This window comes from Hydrogenophaga sp. IBVHS1 (assembly GCF_002127265.1).
In the GTDB taxonomy this organism is placed as follows: Bacteria; Pseudomonadota; Gammaproteobacteria; order Burkholderiales; family Burkholderiaceae_C; genus Hydrogenophaga.
This window is the reverse complement of sequence record NZ_NFUU01000001.1, coordinates 2,885,338-2,902,677: the sequence shown is the minus strand read 5'-3', so window position 1 is coordinate 2,902,677 and position 17,340 is coordinate 2,885,338. Positions and strand designations below refer to the sequence as shown.

Sequence of the window (17,340 nt, the reverse complement as noted above, 5' to 3'; positions counted from 1 at the left end):
ATGAGCACCTCTCGAGCTACTTCAGTCATTGACGGGTTGGTCGAGCTGCCTCTGAAGGAGGTCCTGCCCGGCATCCTGATGTTCACGCTGCCGGTGGACTATGGCATCGACCACGTCAACATCTACCTGATTCGCGACAGCGAGGGTTGGTGCCTATTCGACACGGGTGCCGATTGCGAGGCGGCGCGGGCCTTGTGGCTGCGCGCATTGGAAGGCCCGCTGGCGGCTGGCTTGACGCGCATCATCGTCTCGCACCACCACCCCGACCACCTCGGGCTGGCGGTGTGGCTGCACGAGCGCACCGGGGCTCCGATCCTGATGCGCGAGGAGGAGGTGGCGGTGGCGCGGCAGACGCACGTGGTCAGCATCGATGACCGCGCTTACTGTATCGACTTCATGTGCCGCCATGGGGTGGCGCCGGAAGATGCGCATCAGGTGGTGGGCGGGGTGTTGCAAAGCAATATGGCCTGTGCCGTGCCGACTCGCGTCGAGCCGCTCGAAGCCGGCCAGACCTTGCACATCGGCGATCATGCTTTCGACGTGCTGGTGCTTGGTGGACACAGCATTGCCCAAATCTGCTTGTACGAGCCCAAGCTGAAATTGCTGCTCACGGGCGACCAGTTGCTCGAGCGCATCACACCCAACATTGGTGTCTGGCCCTATGGCGAAACCGATCCGCTGCCACGTTACCTGGATAGCCTGCGCACCATTGCGGGACTGGACATCGAGTACGTCTTGCCAGCCCACCACGGCGTCTACCACGCCGGGGTCGAGCGCGCGCATGGACTGGTGGCGCACCACCAGAGGGCACTGCGCAAGTTCTTGGCGCGTCTGGGCGAGGGGGGCATGAATGCCACCGAACTCGGCTACGCCGTTTATGGCGCGCAGAGCGACCCGCTGCATGCTTACCTGGCCATGGGCGAAACCCTGGCGCACCTGCTGTGGCTGCAGCGTGCCGGCCATGTGCGCCATGAAGAAACGCCAGCCGCGACCCGCTGGTATCCGGTGACGGCGGCCAGCGAAGAGCCCACCCTCACCTTGTCTGGAGACATGTCGAGATGACAGAAACACACATCATCAAAGAAGAAGAAATCGCCAAGCGATGGCAAAAGTTCGCCCATGTGTCGCCGTATAACCGCGAACTGGGCTTCCTGCCGCACGCGGTGCACACCGACTGGTGCGTGCTCAAAGTCGAGTACCAGGAAGCACTGGTGGGCGATCCGCAGACCAGGGTTTTGCATGGCGGAGTCATCACTGCGCTGCTCGACGCCGCGCTCGGATTCGCGATTTTCGTCAAGCTGCCGGAGATACGGCCGATGGCCACGCTGGACTTGCGCATCGACTACCTCAAGCCCGCGACGCCCGGGCGGGCGATTCTGGGGGGAGCCGTTTGCTACAAGTTGACTGCAGAACTGGCGTTCGTCCGTGGCGCCGCTTACCACGACACGTTGGACGACCCAATAGCCACCGCAGTCGGCATTTACATGTTTACTTCCGGGCGACCGGTATTGCGCAACGAGGATGTGCCACGATGAAATGGACCGAACAAATTGACCATGCGCGCGCCCAGGGTGACTGGAGCGAAGTGATCCAGGCGGTGCCCTTTGCGCGTTTTCTGGACCTGCGCATTGATGTCAAGGGCGAGGAGTTCACCTGCGTCTTGCCTTTCCAGGAAAAACTGATAGGCAACCCCATGCTGCCGGCTCTGCATGGCGGTGCCACCGGAGGGTTTCTGGAATGCGCCGGATTGTTCTACCTGCTGTGGCACATGGACAGCCGGGACTTGCCCAAGACCATCGATTTCAACATTGATTACCTGCGCTCGGGCCGTCCGCAGGACACCTATGCCAACGTCGTGATGGTCAAGCTGGGCCAGCGTGTGGCGAACCTGCGCATCCAGGCATGGCAATCCAGCCCCGATAAGCCCATCGCCCTTGGCCACGGCAATTTCATGCTGCGAGCCTGAGGGTGCAGAAAGGAAATGTCCATCATGTCTCAATCTACCTACCGTTCCGTGTTCCGCCCTGGCCTGTTTGTTGGTCAAACCGTTATCGTCACCGGTGGTGGCAGTGGCATTGGCCGCTGCACCGCGCACGAACTGGCCAACCTAGGGGCCAGCGTCGCGCTTGTCGGTCGCCGCGTCGAGAAGCTGGAAGCTGTGCAAGCTGAAATCACGCAGGCCGGCGGCCGGGCCAGTATCCACGCTTGCGACATTCGCGACGAGGCGGGCGTCAAGGCCATGATCGCCGACGTGATCGCACAGCACGGCAAGATCGATGGTCTCGTCAACAACGCGGGTGGCCAGTACCCGCAGCCGGTCAAGGACATCAGCCTGAAGGGCTGGGATGCGGTGGTGCGCAGCAACCTCACCGGCGGCTTCCTGGTGGCGCGCGAAGCCTTCAACCAGTCCATGGAGTTCCATGGCGGCGCCATTGTCAACATCATCGCCGACATCTGGGGCGGCATGCCGACCATGGCGCACAGCGGTGCGGCGCGTGCCGGCATGCTGTCGTTCACCGAGACGGCGGCTTGCGAATGGGCCTGCGCCGGCGTGCGTGTCAACGCCGTGGCACCGGGCTGGATTGCCAGCAGCGGCTTTGATACCTACAGCCCCGAGATGCAGGCCGAACTGCGCAGCCTGAAGACCAAGGTGCCGCTGCAACGTTATGGCACCGAGGCCGAGATTTCGGCGGCGATTGTGTTTTTGCTGTGCGAGGCGGCGGCTTTCATCACGGGTTCTTGCATTCGGGTCGATGGTGGCGTGCCCAATGCCCGACCGACCTGGAAATTGCAGGCTCATGATCGATCCAAACCCTTCAATGGCTTTGCGCTGGCCGAACCGCCAAAGTGCCTGAGCGTCAAGGATCAATGACATGGAAGTGACTATGCAAACCCCAATCACCCCTTCGAACGATCCGTCGGCTTATCTCGCGCCCGGCCGCTACGTGGACAGCGATCACTCGGCGGTGATCGCGTTCGCGCACCGGGTGGCCGACCCTGCCATGGCGCCGCGCGAGATCGCAGTCAAGCTCTATTACGCCGTGCGTGACGAGTTTCTCTACGACCCCTACTGCTTTGACACCACGGTCGAGGGTTTGAAGGGCAGTCGCGTGATCGAGGCCGGGCGTGGCTTTTGCGTGCCCAAGGCGGCGCTGCTGGCAGCGGCAGCCCGCGTCCTGGGCGTGCCGGCACGGCTGGGCTATGCCGACGTTCGCAACCACCTGAGCAGCAAGCGCCTGCAAGACATGATGGGCACCGATCTGTTCGTCTTTCACGGTTACACCGAGCTGTGGGTTGACGGGCAGTGGCTCAAGGCCACGCCCGCCTTCAACCGCTCCTTGTGCGAGAAGGCCGGTATCCATCCACTGGAATTCGATGGCCGCGCCGATTCGGTCTTTCATGAATTCGATGTCAGCGGCCGCAGGCACATGGAGTATGTGCACGACCACGGCACTTACGCCGACTTGCCGCGCGATGAACTGCTGGCCTCTTGGCGCGCACATTACAAAACCTTCGCCGACTGGGGACAGACCGCGGACAGCGGGGCCGACTTCGCCCAGGAAGTGGGGCCGTCATCATGACGACGCGCCGGGAATTTCCCGGCTTTGCCGGTGGCTCTCTGGTGGCCGACGTCTATGGCCCAGTCGGCGCGCCCACGGTGTTGCTGCTGCACGGTGGCGGGCAAACCCGCCATGCATGGGGCAAGGCGGCAAAGGTGCTGGGCGATGCGGGTTGGTACACCGTGGCGCTGGACTTGCCGGGCCACGGCGACAGCGCCTGGGCCAAGGATGGCGATTACCGCATCGAGACGCTGGCCGACACCATGTGCTGCATCTGGCGCGAACTGGGCACACCGCTGGCGGTGGTCGGTGCCTCGCTGGGTGGCCTCATCAGCATGGCCACCGTGGGCCGCGCCGATGCGCCGCCGATCAACGCGCTGGTGCTGGTGGACATTGCGCCGCGCATGGAAGAAGTCGGTGTCGAGCGCATCGTGCGCTTCATGCGGGCTCGGCCCGATGGTTTTGCGTCACTTGAAGAGGCCGCCCAGCATATCGCCGCCTACCGGGGCCGACCCATGGAAGGACCGGTTGAGGGGCTGAAGAAAAACCTGCGCATGAATGCGCAAGGTCTCTGGAATTGGCATTGGGACCCGCAACTGATGAGCGAGGCCAACCACAACCACCGGCGCGATGCGGACGGCTACGAGCGCGCTTTGCGCGGCCTGCAGGCGCCCACTTTGCTGCTGCGCGGCCAGCGCAGCGACGTCATCAGCGAAGAAGATGCGCGCGCCCTGGTGCAAACCCTGCCGCGGGCGCGTTTTATCGATCTGAAGGGTGCTGGTCACATGATCGCTGGTGATGCCAACGACGCCTTCGCCGCCAGCGTGGCGGCGTTTCTGCACGAAGTGATGCCGTCGACACAGTCCCCGTCGGGTGAAATCTGAACCAGGAGCCTGAAATGAGTTTGCGATCTTTTACGCTGCACGATCTCATCAACCGCAACGCGCGGTTGTACGGATCGAACACCGCTCTGGTGTTCGGCAATCAGCGGATCACGCACGCCCAGTACGCCGGGCGCACAGCGCGCCTGGCAGCCGGTCTGGCGGACGCAGGCGTGGGCCAGGGTGACCGGCTGGCGATACTGGCCCCCAACTGCCTGGAATACGTCGATCTGTTCGGCGCCGCAGCCCAGTTGGGCGCGATCGTGGTGCCGATCAACTGGCGGCTGTCGGCCGAGGAGGTCGCCTATGTCATCGAGGACGTGGCACCGCGGGTGCTGATCGTGGCCGATGAATTCCAGGCCCTGCTGCCGCAGCGCGGTTTGGACGACACGCTGCGCTACACGCTGGGCGCCGCGCCAGCGCCATGGCAACCCGTCAGTGAGCTGTATCGGGAGTGCGATACGCAGGCGGCGGATCTGCCCGGTCTGGCCGACGACAGCGGTTTGCTCATCATCCACACCGCCGCCGTGGGCGGTCGGCCGCGCGGCGCGCTGCTCTCGCACCGCGGCCTGATTGCCGCCAGCCTGCAGACGCAACTGGCCTGGCACCTGACGCCGACGGACGTCAATCTGGGCGTTTTGCCGCTGTTTCACGTGGCCGCCATCGGCTTCATGCTGGCCACGCAGCAGGCGGGCGGGGCGACGCTGCTGTTGACACGTTTCGATCCGCCCAGTCTGGTCAAACATATCGACGAGGACGGGGGCAGCCTGATCGGCACCTTTCCACCGATGCTGGGTGCCCTGCTGGACGCCGCAGCCGCCCAAGGCTCTTCACTGGCCAGGTTGCGCGTGGTGTCGGGGATCGATGTGCCCGAGACCATCGCGCGCTTGCGCACCACCTGTCCCCAGGCGACCTTCTGGAGTGCCTACGGCCAGACCGAGACCTCGGGCTCGGTCAGCCTGGCGCCATTTGACGAGCGCCCCGGCAGCGCCGGGCGTCCCACCGCGCTGAACATGGTCGCGGTGGTGGACGAACTGGACCGCCCGTTGCCCACAGGCGCCACCGGCGAAATTGTGGTGCGGGGGCCGATGGTGTTCCAGGGCTACTGGCGCTGTGAAGCAGACAACGCCTTCACGCTGCGCAACGGCTGGCACCACACGGGCGACATGGGGCGCGTCGATGCCGAGGGCTACCTCTGGTACAGCGGGCGTTCACCGGCCAAGGAGTTGATCAAGCCGGGGGGCGAGAACGTTTATCCGGCTGAAGTCGAGCGGGTCATTATGGAGCACCCGGCGCTGGCGCAGGTGGTGGTCCTCGGTGTGCCGGACGTTCAGTGGGGCGAGGCGGTCAAGGCTGTCTGCGTGCTGAAGGCGGGGTGCACGCTGAGTGCCGAGGAGTTGATCGAGTTTGTGGGCGGTCGCATCGCACGCTACAAAAAACCCAAGCACGTGGTGTTTGTATCGGCACTCCCCTTGGGCGGTGCCGATAGCATTGACCGCGCGGCCGTCAAGGCCGCGCACGGTGGCGCCTGATGGCCATGTCAGCCCGGTGTGCTCAAACCGCCGTTGACGCTGAGCGTCTGGCCGGTGATGGCATCGGACTCCGGTCCGGCCAAGAACGCCGCCGAGTTGGCGATGTTCTGGCAATGCACTGGAAACAGCATGCGCTTGCGCGGGTTCTCGATCATGCCCGCACCATGGCCGTCTTCGAGCGCTGGCGAGCCCGGACCCCAGCGCGGCTCGGCATCCCAGATGTAGCTCATCGCCACCGCGTTGACGCGAATGCCGTCGCGCCCCTGTTCACGTGCCAGCACGCGGCACATTTGCATCATGCCGCCTGTGGCACCGCCAATGAAAGATTCGCCGACCGTGGCCACGCGGCCCGCGGCGGTACCCACCGCGACGATCTTGCCGCGACCGTGCAGTGCCATGACGCGGGCGGCCGCCTGGATCGCATACACGCGGGTGAGCCAGTGGGCGCGGATGTAGTTGTCGAAGCCGCCGTCGCGCATTTCCTTGAAAAGGCGAAAGAACGGCAAGTCGGCACTGGCATCTGCGCCGCTGGCCACCAGGATGTCAAGGCGACCGTGGCGCTCGGCAACTCGATCCACCATGGCATGAACCGCATCGCTATTGGTCAGGTCGGCTTGTTCAAACGTGGCGCTGTAGCCGTTCGCAGCGATCTCGTTGATCACCGCCTGCCCGGCTTCGGGATTGCGGCCGTTGACGACCACGTGCGCGCCGCGCCGCGCCAACTCCAGCGCTATGGCACGACCGATGAAGGCCGTGGCACCGGTGACGAGGGCGATCTGGCCCTGAAGTGGACCGCCAGTCAAGGGTGCTGGGTTCATCCGCTGTTCTCCGGCGCTGGATACATAAAAACCCGACTTTGTCAAAACAGCGGGACAGGCCGATCGAGGGATTGCCCGCAGAGGACCACTTTCATCCATCACCACCCCCCATCCATCACCGGACTTCAAAATGACCAAGCTGACCGACAGTGCCAAGTCGCATCATTTCAAGACGCACCGGCGCACCATCAGCGAAACCGACATCGTCACCTTCGTCAATGTGGTCGGCTTGCATGAACCATTTTTCATCGACATGGAGTACATCCGGGAGAACATGACCGGATCGCATCGCAGCCGCTTTGCGCCCGGCCCGATGGTCATCTCGCTAGGCATGGGGCTGCTGGCGACTTACGTGGCGGGCATCATCAAGGGCACGCTCAAAGGCCACGAAGTCGGCCCGTTCGGCGGTATGACCGGCGTACAGGCGCGCCTGCGCGGTGCGCTGTTTCCGGGCGACACCATTCATGTCGAAGGGGAGGCCCGGTTGCTCCCCACGACCTCGCGCGGCTACACCCTGATGGAGTTGCAACATTTGGTGATCAATCAGCGTGGCGAGACCATTGCCGACTTCACTGAAACCATTACTTTTTTGCCTGCTGCTCCGGCTCCATGAATTTTGAACTTTCGTGAGTCGTTTGCCTGTGGCAGCCCGTCTACGACTCGCGACGTCAAAGGGCCGGATCAACAGTACAGACCGGGTGGACCGGGATATTCAACACTAGGAAACTTCCAACTATGACAAAACGAGAAGCTGTGATCGTCGGCGTTGCCGACCTGCCACTGAAGGACGGCAAGGTCCTTGCGCCCATGTCGGTCCTGCAGGCCCAGGCGCTGGTCGCCCGCGACGCCTTGAAGGACGCCGGCATCGCCATGCACGAAGTCGATGGGTTGCTGACCGCCGGCATGTGGGGGGTGCCCGGTCCGGGCCAGTTGCCGACCGTGACGCTGTCGGAGTACCTGGGGATTACGCCGCGCTTCGTCGACGGCACCAACATCGGCGGCTCGGCCTTCGAGGCGCATGTGGCGCATGCCGCCACCGCCATCGAGGCTGGCCGCTGCGAGGTGGCGCTGATCACTTACGGTAGCCTGCAGAAGAGCGAGATGAGCCGCAACCTCGCCGGGCGCCCGGCGGTGCTGACCATGCAGTACGAGACGCCTTGGGGCATGCCCACGCCGGTGGGCGGCTATGCGATGGCGGCCAAGCGCCACATGCACGAATATGGCACCACCTCCGAGAACCTGGCCGAGATCGCGGTGGCCACGCGCAAGTGGGCGGCGCTCAATCCGGCGGCCACCATGCGCGAGCCGCTGTCGATCGAGGATGTGCTCCAGAGCACGATGATCTCCGACCCGCTGCACCTGCTCGATATCTGTCTGGTCACCGACGGTGGTGGCGCGTTGGTCATGACCACCGCCGAGCACGCCAAGGCGCTCGGTCGCAAGCCGGTGTTCGTGCGCGGTTACGGCGAATCACACACCCACTGGACCATCGCCGCCATGCCCGACCTAGCGCGCCTGACGGCCGCCGAAGTGGCCGGTCGGGACGCCTTTGCCATGGCGGGCATCCGGCATGACGCCATTGACGTGGTTGAGGTCTATGACTCGTTCACCATCACCGTGCTGCTGACGCTCGAAGCGCTGGGCTTTTGCAAGCGTGGCGAGGGTGGAGCCTTTGTCGCCAACCAGCGCACCGCGCCGGGCGGTGTATTCCCGCTTAACACCAACGGCGGCGGTCTGTCTTACGCACACCCCGGCATGTACGGCATCTTCCTGCTGATCGAGGCGGTGCGCCAGTTGCGCGGTGAATGCGGCCCGCGCCAGATCCAGGACGCCGTGACCGCGCTGGTCCACGGCACCGGCGGCACGCTCTCCAGCGGTGCCACTTGCATTCTCTCCACCCGGTGAACACCATGTACGACAAACCCCTGCCCGTCATCGATGGCGAGAGCCGCTCCTATTGGGACGCCCTGAAACAACATCGCCTGACACTCAAGCGCTGCCATGACTGTGGCAAGCACCATTTCTATCCGCGCGTCCTGTGCCCGCACTGCCATTCCGACGCCGTCGAATGGGTCGATGCGCGCGGCACCGGCACCATTTACAGCTACACCATCGCGCGCCGGCCGGCCGGTCCGGCCTTCAAGGCCGACACCCCCTACGTGGTGGCGGTGATCGACCTCGACGAGGGCGCGCGCATGATGACCAACATCGTCACCGACGATGTGGAGGCGGTGCGCATCGGCCAGCGTGTGACGGTGCAGTACGACGACGTGACCGACGAGGTCACGCTGCCGAAGTTCCGGCTGTTGTAGCGCCGAGGTTTCCCATATGGACTTCACCATCGATCCCGATACCGTGGCGATTGCCGAGGCAGTGCTGCGCTTCGTGGAGCGCGAAGTGCTGCCACTGCAGCAGCGCCACCACGATCTGCTGGGCAGCGAACGCACTTTGTTCGACGCCAGCGGCCGTTATGTGCCCGAGGCGCTGGCGCTGCGCCAGCAGGTGCGCAAGCGCTCCGCGGAACTGGGCTTCTACACCTTGTTCGGCGACGAAAAACTGGGTGGTGGCGGGCAGGGCGCGCAGGTCATGGCCCATGTGCAGGAGAGCCTCAACCACTGCGTGGGTCCGGCCCAGCCGCTGGTGCAGACGGTGGTGCTGCCCTCGCCCTTCACCAACGGTCTGTCGCCTGTGCTGCGGCATCTGAAGCCGGACATCTTCGCGCAGTATCGCGACGACATCGCCAGCGGCGACAAGACCCTGTGTTTTGGTCTGAGCGAGCCCGATGCGGGCTCCGATGTATTCGGCATGCAAACCCGCGCCGTGCGCGACGGTGACGAATGGGTGCTCACCGGCACCAAGCAGTGGATAACCAACTCGCCCTACGCCGATTACGCCATGGTGTTCGCGCTGACCGACCCCGAAGCCGCAGCGCGCCACAAGGGTGGTGTCACCGGTTTCTTCGTCGACACGCGCGCGTCAGGTTTTTCAGTGCCGCGCATCATCAACACCATGGGTCACCTAGGCGGCGACACCGGCGTCATCGTGCTCGACGGCGTGCGTGTGCGCGACGACCACCGGCTCGGCGACGTCGGGCACGGCTTGGCGGTGGCCATGGACGGCGTCAACGCCGGGCGCATGGGCATGGCTGCATCCTGCCTGGGCTTGGCCCGCTGGGCGCTGGACCAGGCGGTGGACTACGCCAAGGTGCGAAAAACCTTTGGCGTGCCCATTGCCGAGCACCAGGCCATCCAGCTCATGCTGGCCGACAGCGCGATGGACATCTACGCTGCCAAGACCATGATTCAGAACTGTGCCTGGCGCCTGGACAGCGGCCGCTCAGCCAACGCACAGGTCAGTATGGTCAAGGCATTTTCGACCGAGATGCTGGGGCGCGTGATGGACCGCAGCATCCAGATCCACGGCGGCATGGGCCTGACCAACGAACTGCGCCTGGAAGAGGGCTACCGCTTCGCCCGCGTGATGCGTATACCCGACGGTACGGGCGAAATCCAGCGCCGCACCGTCGCGCGCCAACTGCTGACTGGACAGGCCGACCTGTAGGCTGTGTGGATCCTCTGCAATGCCCAACCCGGAGGCAGATTGACATGATGAAAAAGAACGAAATGAAGGAACACGAACTGTTTGCGGGAGGCCATCGGCTGGCCGCCACCACCTGGGGTGATGTGGGCAACGGGCAGCCGACCATCGTGATGATGCATGGCGGTCTGGACTGCATCACCACCTGGAAAGACCTGCCTCAGGTGTTGGCCGAAGCCAGCGGCTGGCCGGTGCTGGCCTATGACCGGTATGGTTATGGGCGATCCGAGAGTCTGGTGGGTGGGCGCGAGCCCAGCTACCGGCGTGAAGAGGCTGGGCCGGTGCTTGGCGAGGTGTTGCGCCACTTTGGAATCCACAAGGCGTTGATGTTCGGCCACAGTGATGGAGGAGCCATGTCGGTGCTGGCTGCGGCGGCGCATCCTGAGCTGGTATGCGGCGTTTTTGCCTGCTCGCCAACCATGGCTGTGGATCAGTTCATGGTGGACGCCATGGCCGTCGCGCGGCGCGCGTTTGAGCAAGACGGCTTGCGCGAAAAACTTCGTCGCCACCATGGCGACAACACCGACACCATGTTCTGGGGCTGGTACGAGCCCTGGGCCAGCCCGCAGGCACTTCAATGGGACATGAGCGTCGAGCTTGCCGCAGTGCGTTGTCCGGTCTCCGTGTTGTTCGGCAATGACGATGAATATGGCTGGCGGCCCAGCGCGATTGCATTGTTTCGCCACGGTCTGATGCCGCTTGAAGTGACGGCGCTGCCTGGAGTTGGTCACCATCCGCAGCAGCTGGCCCGTGGGGAGACCAGGAGCATGTTGCAGCGCTTGTTTTGCCGCATTGGGCGCAGCCCTTCCGCGGAGAGCAAAAACGCCGACCAATGAGGGGTATTGCACGTCTCTTTTTTTTCCGCACGCCAGCCTGCCCGCACCAATAAACGCTGTTAGTGTCGATCAGCGCACGCTTGGCGAGCCAGCATGCCTGCCAGCGGCGAGAGGTCGGTCAGTTCGTCGAGCCGTGCCACCAGGTCTATCAGCTCGTCGCACTCGTCAGGTATGAGCACAGACTTGACCAGCAGGCGAAACTTTTCCTCCAGGCGCTGCTGCTGCTCCAGCAGGTCGCTGGCTGGGCGCCCACTGTCGTAGCGTTGGCGCAGCACTGTGCCGCTCTGAGTCTCGATCACCACCTCGCTGAGGGTGAGGTCCGGGCATTGAGGTGCGAGCAAAACCTGCACCCGATCACGCAGCGCCACCACCTCGGGCGCGTATACGGCTTCGTCACTGAACGCGTCCAATCCGGCGGTGTCGACCCCGGCCAGCGCCATCGCTACCGTGTGACGGAGACTGAACTTGGCCTCCAGCCCGGTGCGCGGCTCCGCGATGTTGCATACACCCTCGCAGGCGGAACTGGCACGCACCGTCACGCGGCACACGTCATCAACCCGCAGTGCGTGTTGCAGGCGCAAGTGGCTCGCGGCCTCAATGGCGGCATGTGTGCCATAACAGGCGGCGTGGAACTTGAACAGGTTGTGGCGCAGATGCCAGCCGCCGTTCGGCGTGGCCACCGCAGCTCCCAGCGACGCGGTACCACCGTGCGTGGCGATGAGGCCTTGCGGACATTCAATCGCATCGGCACGGCTGGTGAAGCCGCGTGCGGCCAACTGGGCCGCCTGCAGGCCGTCGGCACTGGCCCGCCCGGCATGCAAGGGTTTGCACATGGTGCCGAACATCGATTTCAGCCCAGCCGCCATGGTGCTGGCGATGCCCAGCGCGGTCGCGGTGTCGTCGGCATCGAGTTGCAGCAAGCGTGCGCAGGCGGCGGCCGCACCGAGCGTGCCTAGCGTGGCTGTGGTGTGGAAGCCGTTGGAATACTGTGCGTCGCCGCACACCAACCCCAACTGGCACATGGTTTCGTAGCCGGCGGCGAAGGCCGTCATGAAGTCGCGTCCGCTGGCGCCGCGCGATTCGGCCAGGGCGAGCAAGGCCGGGATCAGGACCACCGAGGGGTGGCCGGTGCAGGCCATGTTGACGTCGTCATAGTCGAGTGCGTGCGAGGCCGAGCCATTGATCAATGCCGCCTGCCGGCTGGAGGTCGTCATGGCGTGCCCGACGACGGTGGCCTGGGCATGCCCACCCTGTTCACGGGCTTCTTCGGCCAGCATGTGAACCAGTGGCTCGCACGCGCCAGCCAGCGTCACCCCGATCCAGTCGAGCAGGCATTGCCGGACCCGCAGGCGCACGTCCTCCGGGAGATCGGTGTAGCACAGGTCAGCGCAGCGCGCGGCCAGTTCCCGCGTGATGTCAGCGATTTGGATAGCGGACGACGGTGCGGGTTTTCTGGTTGTGGTCATGCTCATTTCAGTGCCCCTTCCAGACCGGTTTGCGCTTTTCCCGGAAAGATTGCGGGCCTTCCAGGGCATCTTCACTGAGGTAGACGGCATCAAACGCTCGGTTGGAGGCGCGCAGCGCGGCGGTGCGGCCCATCTCGGTGGACAGGCGCACCATTTCTTTGGCCGCGCGCACCGTCAGTGGCGCATTGGCCATGAGCCGGGTCGCCAGCTCTTTGGCCCCTTGCAATGCTTGCCCCTTGGGCATCAGGCGGTTGATGTAGCCGAGTTCGTAGGCGCGCTGCGCTGTCAGCGGGTCGCCGGTCATCGCGACTTCCATCAGAATGCGCTGCGGCAGCATGTGGATGACCGGCGAGGCCCACGGCATGCCGCGCCCGACCTTGGCCTCCGTGATGGCGAATTTGGCGGTTTGGTCGGCCACGCACAGGTCGCACATCTGCGAGAGCAGCCAACCGCCTGCATAGGCATAGCCCTGCACGGCAGCGATGACGGGCTTGGTGACCTCGATGTTGTCGCCGAGCACGGCGATGAAGCCCGCTGGCGGGATGCGCAGTTGAGTGTCTGCGGCTTCCACCAGGTCCATGCCGGCGCAGAAATTGTCACCGGCGCCGGTGAGGATGGCCACCTGCGCCTGCCCGTCAGCTTCGAAGCGGCGCCAGACCTCAAAAAAGCCTTCGCGCACGGCGCGATTCAGCGCATTGCGGCGCTCGGGCCGGTTGATGGTGATGACGGCAATGCCGTCGTTCACTTCGTAAAGCAGTTCATTGTTCATGGGGGTGTCTCCTTTTGAAGTTTGTGCCTGTTACCGCGAGCGGCGGGTCTGGGGCATTGGTCTGGCTTGATTCGTTGCCACCTCACGCGATTCCGGTCCCGCACGGTAGCCGAGTGCCCCCGAGATGCTTGCGGCGAGTTCCATCACCAGGTGCTGCAGCGCATCGGCGACGGCGCGACCGCGCTCGATCGGCGCGGCGATGATCAGCGCTGCGTTCACGCGCCCGTCAGGTTCGAAGATCGGGGCCGAAAAGCCGGCAACGTCAGGTGTCACTTCTCCGAATGTGACCGCCACCCCTCTCACCCGGGCTTCCTCGATGATCCGCGCCAGTTGCGCCGGGTCGGTGACCGAGTGCTCGGTCATGGCCCGCAGATCGGCCCGGCGCAGGTAGTCACGCCGCCATGCCTCTTCCTGGAACGCGAGCAGCACGCGCCCGGCGGACGAGGCAAACAGCGGCCGTGTCGTGCCGACTGGCACGGCGTATCGAATCGTCCGGGTGCTCTCGAAGATCGGGTTGTAGACGAGCCGATCTGCGGTGCGGTCGATTCTGGCGATCAGGGCGGTCTCGCCGGATCGCGCCACTGCCTCCCGCAGGAAGGGCAGGGCCACAACGTCGAGCGAGCGGGCCGACACCAGAGATGCCCCTAGTGAGAACGCCTCGGGGCCCAGTTCATACAGGTCATTGCTGCGCTGCAGGTAGCCATGCGCCGTGAGGCCGCGCAACAGCGAGAGTACGCTGGTTTTTGGTGCATTCAACGCCAAGCACAACGGGGTCAGGGCCAAGCCAGCAGGGCGGTCGGCCAGTATCCGCAGCAGCCGCAGCACGCGGGTCACGGCCATGGGAGAAGCCTCCGCGCGGGTATTGATGCCTGTGCATTCGCGCAAGCTGGCCGTGGGCATGTTCATAGAATCGAAGCCTCCTTGTGTTCTGATATGGGAACATTTGTTTGGTAATCAGAATATCGTTAGGATGGACGGCCGTCAATCCGGTTTTTCCTCAGCACTCGGCGCTGAGGCAGCCTGGCATCGAGAAATCAGAGGAGACACAGATGACAAGCCAACACAAGCAGGCAGCACCCGCCGGGCCACTCGAGGGCGTGCGGGTGATCGACCTCAGCGCGGTGCTGATGGGGCCCTACGCCACCCAGATCTTTGGCGACCATGGCGCGGACGTGATCAAGATTGAATCCCCTGAGGGCGACTCGACACGCTGGATCGGCCCCGGACGCCATCCCGGCATGGGTCCGCTGTTCCTGCACCTGAACCGCAACAAGCGCAGCGTGGCGCTTGACCTCAAATCGCCGGAGGGCGCGGCTGCGATGCGGCGCCTGATCGAAGGCGCCGATGTCTTCGTGCACAACCTCCGCCCGGCCTCCATCGCCCGGCTCGGGCTGGACTACGAGAGCATCTCGATGATCAATCCACGCATCATCTGGTGCGGCGTGTACGGTTACGGCGAGGACGGTCCCTACGCCGGCCGCCCGGCCTATGACGACCTGATCCAGGGCGCGGTCGGCATCGCCGCCTTACAGCAGCAAAGCGGGGCGAGCGAGCCGCGCTACGTGCCGCTGACGATTGCCGACCGCATGGTCGGCCTGCATGCAGCGCACAGCGTGGCCATGGCGCTGTACGGGCGCGAGCGCAACGGACGCGGCTGCCGCATCGATGTGCCGATGTTCGAAACCATGGCCAGCGTGGTGCTTTCGGACCACCTATATGGGCGCACCTTCGAGCCGCCCAGTGGTGACGCTGGCTACGTGCGGCTGTTGTCGCCCGGGCGCCGGCCATACGAAACCAGCGACGGCTACATCTGCGCGCTGGTATACAACGACGGCCACTGGCAGCGTTTTCTGCATGCCATCGAGCGCGACGATTTGCGGGTCGATCCGCGCTTCGCCGACTTGGCCAGCCGCACCCGCCACATTGACGAGGTGTACGGCTTTCTGGGCCAGACGCTATGCGTGCAAAGCACCGCGCACTGGTTGGAGCTGTTCGAAGACATCGACGTGCCGGCGGTGCCTCTGAACACCGTCGAATCACTGTTGGATGACCCACACTTGGCGGCGGTGGGCTTCTTCCGTCAGGTCGAGCACCCGAGCGAAGGAGCGATGCGTACCTTTGGCGCGCCAGCGCGCTGGGTGGGTTACGACGTCAGCAAGCTGGCGCCCGCGCCGCGATTGGGGGAGCACACCGAATCGGTGCTGCGCGAATGCGGCTTTGATGCAGTTGCGCTGGCGTCCTTGCTGGTTGGTGGCGCAGCGGTTCCACTCCTCGCCGATGCGGAGGTGTCAGAATGAGGCTTCCGGCATCAAACGCGACTCGACTGGTCAGCGCGTTGGGCCCCAATTCCGTGGATGGGCAAATGCAAGGATAGCGTTGATGAAGCGGGCTGGAAGATGCTTTTTTGACCATTGATGACCCTGCCCGTATCGCGTTCATCGACATCCACCCCGACCAGAAGGCGCTCAACGCGGTGCAGTTCTCGTGCAACGCCCACGCCTACTACGCCAGTCTGGGTGTGCGCATCTAGCTCCCGCTCATCGACAACGGAGCGGCCTTCCGCTTAAGAGACTTCGCACAGGCCTGCCAAGATTTGGGTATTTGTGACCGATTACCAGCTCGTGGCGGTCCCAAACCAGCGGCAAGGTCGAGCGCTTCATCCAGTCGGATCTGAGCGAATGGGTCTATGGCTTCGCTTACCAGAACTCCAGCGAGCACACTGCTGCGTCGGACCATTGGAATCACCACTACAACTGGCACCTTGGAGTTGGAGTTGGAGTTGGAGTTGGAGTTGACCCGATTTCGTGACCTGCTCGGCGGTGTGTTCAAACCGGCCAAGCGCGCAACCTATCCAAACAACACCGGTCTTAGAGATCCAGTACCAACAAATTGGAACGACAACCCGACACACAGATCATCATCGACTTGTTGGCTGCTCGCTCTTGCTGTGTCAGGATGCTGTCCCGGTGATCCACCTCGCCAGCCAGAACTTTGGTTTCGCAGGCACCGCAGATCCCCTCCTTGCAGCTGTAGCTAGGAATGATGCCCGCATCCATCATGGCGTCGAGAATGGTCGAACCAGCCGGCACTTGAATGATCCTCTGACTCCGGCGCAGTTCTACGGTGCAGCCATTGGCGTTGAAGGGCGGCGTCCCCACAGGTTCCACGGCGGCGAACCGTTCCAGATGCACGTGGGTGTATCCCAGACCGTCGCAAGCCTTCTGGAACGCGTCCAGCATGGGGCCGGGGCCGCAGCCATAGAAATGGGTATCGGCCGGATACGCTGCCAGCAGTGTTGGCAGGTCGGGAGACGCACCGACTTCGTCATCGAAGTGGTACCGCACTTTGAGCTGGCCTGACTCCATCGATTCCAGCACTTGCAAGAACGCAGCATCCCGGCGGGAACGAGCGAAATAGAGCAGCTCGGCAGATCGACCCAGCGAAGCCAGTCGATTGAGCATGCACAGCATAGGTGTGATGCCGATGCCACCTGCAACCAGCACGGAGTGCTGAGCACGTTCTTCCAGCGGAAAATTGTTGCGAGGCACCGAGATGTCCAGAACATCGCCCACGCGAACCTTCTCGTGGACATACTTCGACCCCCCACGGCTCTGACGATCCTTGAGAACGCCCACCACGTAGCGTTGCTTATCGGTGATCGGGTTCATCAGCGAGTAGCTGCGAACCAAGCCGTTTCCCAGATGAAGGTCGATATGTGAGCCAGCGGCATGAGGTGGGAAGACAGTGTCTGGTGTGGCTGGCCTAAATTCGACACTAACAACGCCGGGGGCTTCAAGCCTCATGTTGTAGACAAGTGCAGAAAGCTTGGATGTTGACATTGCGGAGTTCTAGACAAGAACCTTGGGGAACATGTCCCCAAT

At 63.8% G+C, this 17,340-nt stretch carries 19 protein-coding genes; 14 read left to right on the top strand and 5 right to left on the bottom strand.

The window, feature by feature from the left end; all coding sequences use genetic code 11:
* The 7 genes from CAP37_RS14050 to CAP37_RS14020 are packed head-to-tail and all read left to right on the top strand — an operon-like array spanning window position 1 to window position 5,973.
* Complete coding sequence (locus CAP37_RS14050; protein ID WP_056278172.1) at window positions 1–1,062, top strand: MBL fold metallo-hydrolase; 1,062 nt, start codon at window positions 1–3, stop codon at window positions 1,060–1,062.
* Window positions 1,059–1,535 (top strand): PaaI family thioesterase, encoded by a 477-nt coding sequence (locus CAP37_RS14045; protein ID WP_056278169.1) that lies wholly within the window; start codon window positions 1,059–1,061, stop codon window positions 1,533–1,535. The genes CAP37_RS14050 and CAP37_RS14045 overlap by 4 nt, the downstream gene beginning before the upstream one ends.
* The gene (locus tag CAP37_RS14040) at window positions 1,532–1,966 is read left to right on the top strand and encodes a PaaI family thioesterase (RefSeq protein WP_056278166.1); all 435 of its coding nucleotides are present in this window, start codon (window positions 1,532–1,534) and stop codon (window positions 1,964–1,966) included. Before CAP37_RS14045 ends, CAP37_RS14040 begins: the two co-directional genes overlap by 4 nt.
* 24 nt (window positions 1,967–1,990) lie before the next feature.
* Window positions 1,991–2,872 (top strand): SDR family oxidoreductase, encoded by an 882-nt coding sequence (locus tag CAP37_RS14035; protein ID WP_056278584.1) that lies wholly within the window; start codon window positions 1,991–1,993, stop codon window positions 2,870–2,872.
* Between the two features lie 13 nt (window positions 2,873–2,885).
* Window positions 2,886–3,581, top strand: a complete 696-nt coding sequence (locus tag CAP37_RS14030; RefSeq protein ID WP_235501454.1) for a transglutaminase family protein — start codon at window positions 2,886–2,888, stop codon at window positions 3,579–3,581.
* Window positions 3,578–4,444: an alpha/beta fold hydrolase gene (locus CAP37_RS14025; RefSeq protein WP_086124707.1), complete on the top strand. Its 867-nt coding sequence runs from the start codon at window positions 3,578–3,580 to the stop codon at window positions 4,442–4,444. The genes CAP37_RS14030 and CAP37_RS14025 overlap by 4 nt, the downstream gene beginning before the upstream one ends.
* A 14-nt stretch (window positions 4,445–4,458) precedes the next feature.
* Window positions 4,459–5,973, top strand: coding sequence for an AMP-binding protein (locus CAP37_RS14020; RefSeq protein ID WP_056278157.1), 1,515 nt, complete (start codon window positions 4,459–4,461; stop codon window positions 5,971–5,973).
* Between the two features lie 8 nt (window positions 5,974–5,981).
* Here the strand turns inward: CAP37_RS14020 and CAP37_RS14015 are convergent, their stop codons facing one another.
* A complete protein-coding gene (locus CAP37_RS14015) occupies window positions 5,982–6,791 on the bottom strand; it encodes an SDR family NAD(P)-dependent oxidoreductase (protein WP_056278154.1) in 810 nt (269 codons plus the stop codon).
* 130 nt (window positions 6,792–6,921) lie between these two features.
* On the opposite strand from CAP37_RS14015, the gene CAP37_RS14010 reads away from it, so the two are divergent.
* The 5 genes from CAP37_RS14010 to CAP37_RS13990 all read left to right on the top strand — a co-directional run bounded on the left by CAP37_RS14010 (window position 6,922) and on the right by CAP37_RS13990 (window position 11,224).
* Window positions 6,922–7,404, top strand: a complete 483-nt coding sequence (locus tag CAP37_RS14010; protein ID WP_056278151.1) for a MaoC family dehydratase — start codon at window positions 6,922–6,924, stop codon at window positions 7,402–7,404.
* A gap of 122 nt (window positions 7,405–7,526) precedes the next feature.
* Complete coding sequence (locus CAP37_RS14005) at window positions 7,527–8,696, top strand: acetyl-CoA acetyltransferase (RefSeq protein WP_056278147.1); 1,170 nt, start codon at window positions 7,527–7,529, stop codon at window positions 8,694–8,696.
* Between the two features lie 5 nt (window positions 8,697–8,701).
* Window positions 8,702–9,103: a Zn-ribbon domain-containing OB-fold protein gene (locus CAP37_RS14000; RefSeq protein WP_034694630.1), complete on the top strand. Its 402-nt coding sequence runs from the start codon at window positions 8,702–8,704 to the stop codon at window positions 9,101–9,103.
* A gap of 16 nt (window positions 9,104–9,119) precedes the next feature.
* On the top strand, window positions 9,120–10,352 hold the full coding sequence (locus tag CAP37_RS13995; protein ID WP_056278144.1) for an acyl-CoA dehydrogenase family protein: 1,233 nt from the start codon (window positions 9,120–9,122) through the stop codon (window positions 10,350–10,352).
* Window positions 10,353–10,396: 44 nt separating this feature from the next.
* Window positions 10,397–11,224 (top strand): alpha/beta fold hydrolase, encoded by an 828-nt coding sequence (locus CAP37_RS13990; protein WP_082586005.1) that lies wholly within the window; start codon window positions 10,397–10,399, stop codon window positions 11,222–11,224.
* A gap of 59 nt (window positions 11,225–11,283) precedes the next feature.
* Here the strand turns inward: CAP37_RS13990 and CAP37_RS13985 are convergent, their stop codons facing one another.
* From CAP37_RS13985 to CAP37_RS13975, 3 genes are read right to left on the bottom strand one after another with little or no spacing between them, the layout of a single operon-like run.
* Entirely contained in the window at window positions 11,284–12,696 is a 1,413-nt protein-coding gene (locus tag CAP37_RS13985) for an MmgE/PrpD family protein (RefSeq protein WP_179190209.1), read from the bottom strand.
* Window position 12,697: 1 nt separating this feature from the next.
* Window positions 12,698–13,459, bottom strand: coding sequence for an enoyl-CoA hydratase-related protein (locus CAP37_RS13980; RefSeq protein ID WP_069047276.1), 762 nt, complete (start codon window positions 13,457–13,459; stop codon window positions 12,698–12,700).
* A 30-nt stretch (window positions 13,460–13,489) separates the two neighbouring features.
* Complete coding sequence (locus CAP37_RS13975; protein ID WP_235501286.1) at window positions 13,490–14,365, bottom strand: IclR family transcriptional regulator; 876 nt, start codon at window positions 14,363–14,365, stop codon at window positions 13,490–13,492.
* 143 nt (window positions 14,366–14,508) lie between these two features.
* On the opposite strand from CAP37_RS13975, the gene CAP37_RS13970 reads away from it, so the two are divergent.
* The gene (locus tag CAP37_RS13970) at window positions 14,509–15,756 is read left to right on the top strand and encodes a CaiB/BaiF CoA-transferase family protein (RefSeq protein ID WP_069047275.1); all 1,248 of its coding nucleotides are present in this window, start codon (window positions 14,509–14,511) and stop codon (window positions 15,754–15,756) included.
* Between the two features lie 107 nt (window positions 15,757–15,863).
* Window positions 15,864–15,989: a hypothetical protein gene (locus CAP37_RS22045; protein ID WP_256926968.1), complete on the top strand. Its 126-nt coding sequence runs from the start codon at window positions 15,864–15,866 to the stop codon at window positions 15,987–15,989.
* 337 nt (window positions 15,990–16,326) lie between these two features.
* Here CAP37_RS22045 and CAP37_RS13965 read toward each other — a convergent pair whose 3' ends face one another.
* Entirely contained in the window at window positions 16,327–17,298 is a 972-nt protein-coding gene (locus CAP37_RS13965; RefSeq protein WP_086124705.1) for a PDR/VanB family oxidoreductase, read from the bottom strand.
* Window positions 17,299–17,340: the final 42 nt, after the last annotated feature.

Bases quoted from the DNA above. Each gene is read 5' to 3' on its own strand.
- CAP37_RS14050 (WP_056278172.1), top strand. From the start codon at position 1: ATGAGCACCTCTCGAGCTACTTCAGTCATTGACGGGTTGGTCGAGCTG.
- CAP37_RS14045 (WP_056278169.1), top strand. From the start codon at position 1,059: ATGACAGAAACACACATCATCAAAGAAGAAGAAATCGCCAAGCGATGG.
- CAP37_RS14040 (WP_056278166.1), top strand. From the start codon at position 1,532: ATGAAATGGACCGAACAAATTGACCATGCGCGCGCCCAGGGTGACTGG.
- CAP37_RS14035 (WP_056278584.1), top strand. From the start codon at position 1,991: ATGTCTCAATCTACCTACCGTTCCGTGTTCCGCCCTGGCCTGTTTGTT.
- CAP37_RS14030 (WP_235501454.1), top strand. From the start codon at position 2,886: ATGCAAACCCCAATCACCCCTTCGAACGATCCGTCGGCTTATCTCGCG.
- CAP37_RS14025 (WP_086124707.1), top strand. From the start codon at position 3,578: ATGACGACGCGCCGGGAATTTCCCGGCTTTGCCGGTGGCTCTCTGGTG.
- CAP37_RS14020 (WP_056278157.1), top strand. From the start codon at position 4,459: ATGAGTTTGCGATCTTTTACGCTGCACGATCTCATCAACCGCAACGCG.
- CAP37_RS14015 (WP_056278154.1), bottom strand. From the start codon at position 6,791: ATGAACCCAGCACCCTTGACTGGCGGTCCACTTCAGGGCCAGATCGCC.
- CAP37_RS14010 (WP_056278151.1), top strand. From the start codon at position 6,922: ATGACCAAGCTGACCGACAGTGCCAAGTCGCATCATTTCAAGACGCAC.
- CAP37_RS14005 (WP_056278147.1), top strand. From the start codon at position 7,527: ATGACAAAACGAGAAGCTGTGATCGTCGGCGTTGCCGACCTGCCACTG.
- CAP37_RS14000 (WP_034694630.1), top strand. From the start codon at position 8,702: ATGTACGACAAACCCCTGCCCGTCATCGATGGCGAGAGCCGCTCCTAT.
- CAP37_RS13995 (WP_056278144.1), top strand. From the start codon at position 9,120: ATGGACTTCACCATCGATCCCGATACCGTGGCGATTGCCGAGGCAGTG.
- CAP37_RS13990 (WP_082586005.1), top strand. From the start codon at position 10,397: ATGATGAAAAAGAACGAAATGAAGGAACACGAACTGTTTGCGGGAGGC.
- CAP37_RS13985 (WP_179190209.1), bottom strand. From the start codon at position 12,696: ATGAGCATGACCACAACCAGAAAACCCGCACCGTCGTCCGCTATCCAA.
- CAP37_RS13980 (WP_069047276.1), bottom strand. From the start codon at position 13,459: ATGAACAATGAACTGCTTTACGAAGTGAACGACGGCATTGCCGTCATC.
- CAP37_RS13975 (WP_235501286.1), bottom strand. From the start codon at position 14,365: ATGAACATGCCCACGGCCAGCTTGCGCGAATGCACAGGCATCAATACC.
- CAP37_RS13970 (WP_069047275.1), top strand. From the start codon at position 14,509: ATGACAAGCCAACACAAGCAGGCAGCACCCGCCGGGCCACTCGAGGGC.
- CAP37_RS13965 (WP_086124705.1), bottom strand. From the start codon at position 17,298: ATGTCAACATCCAAGCTTTCTGCACTTGTCTACAACATGAGGCTTGAA.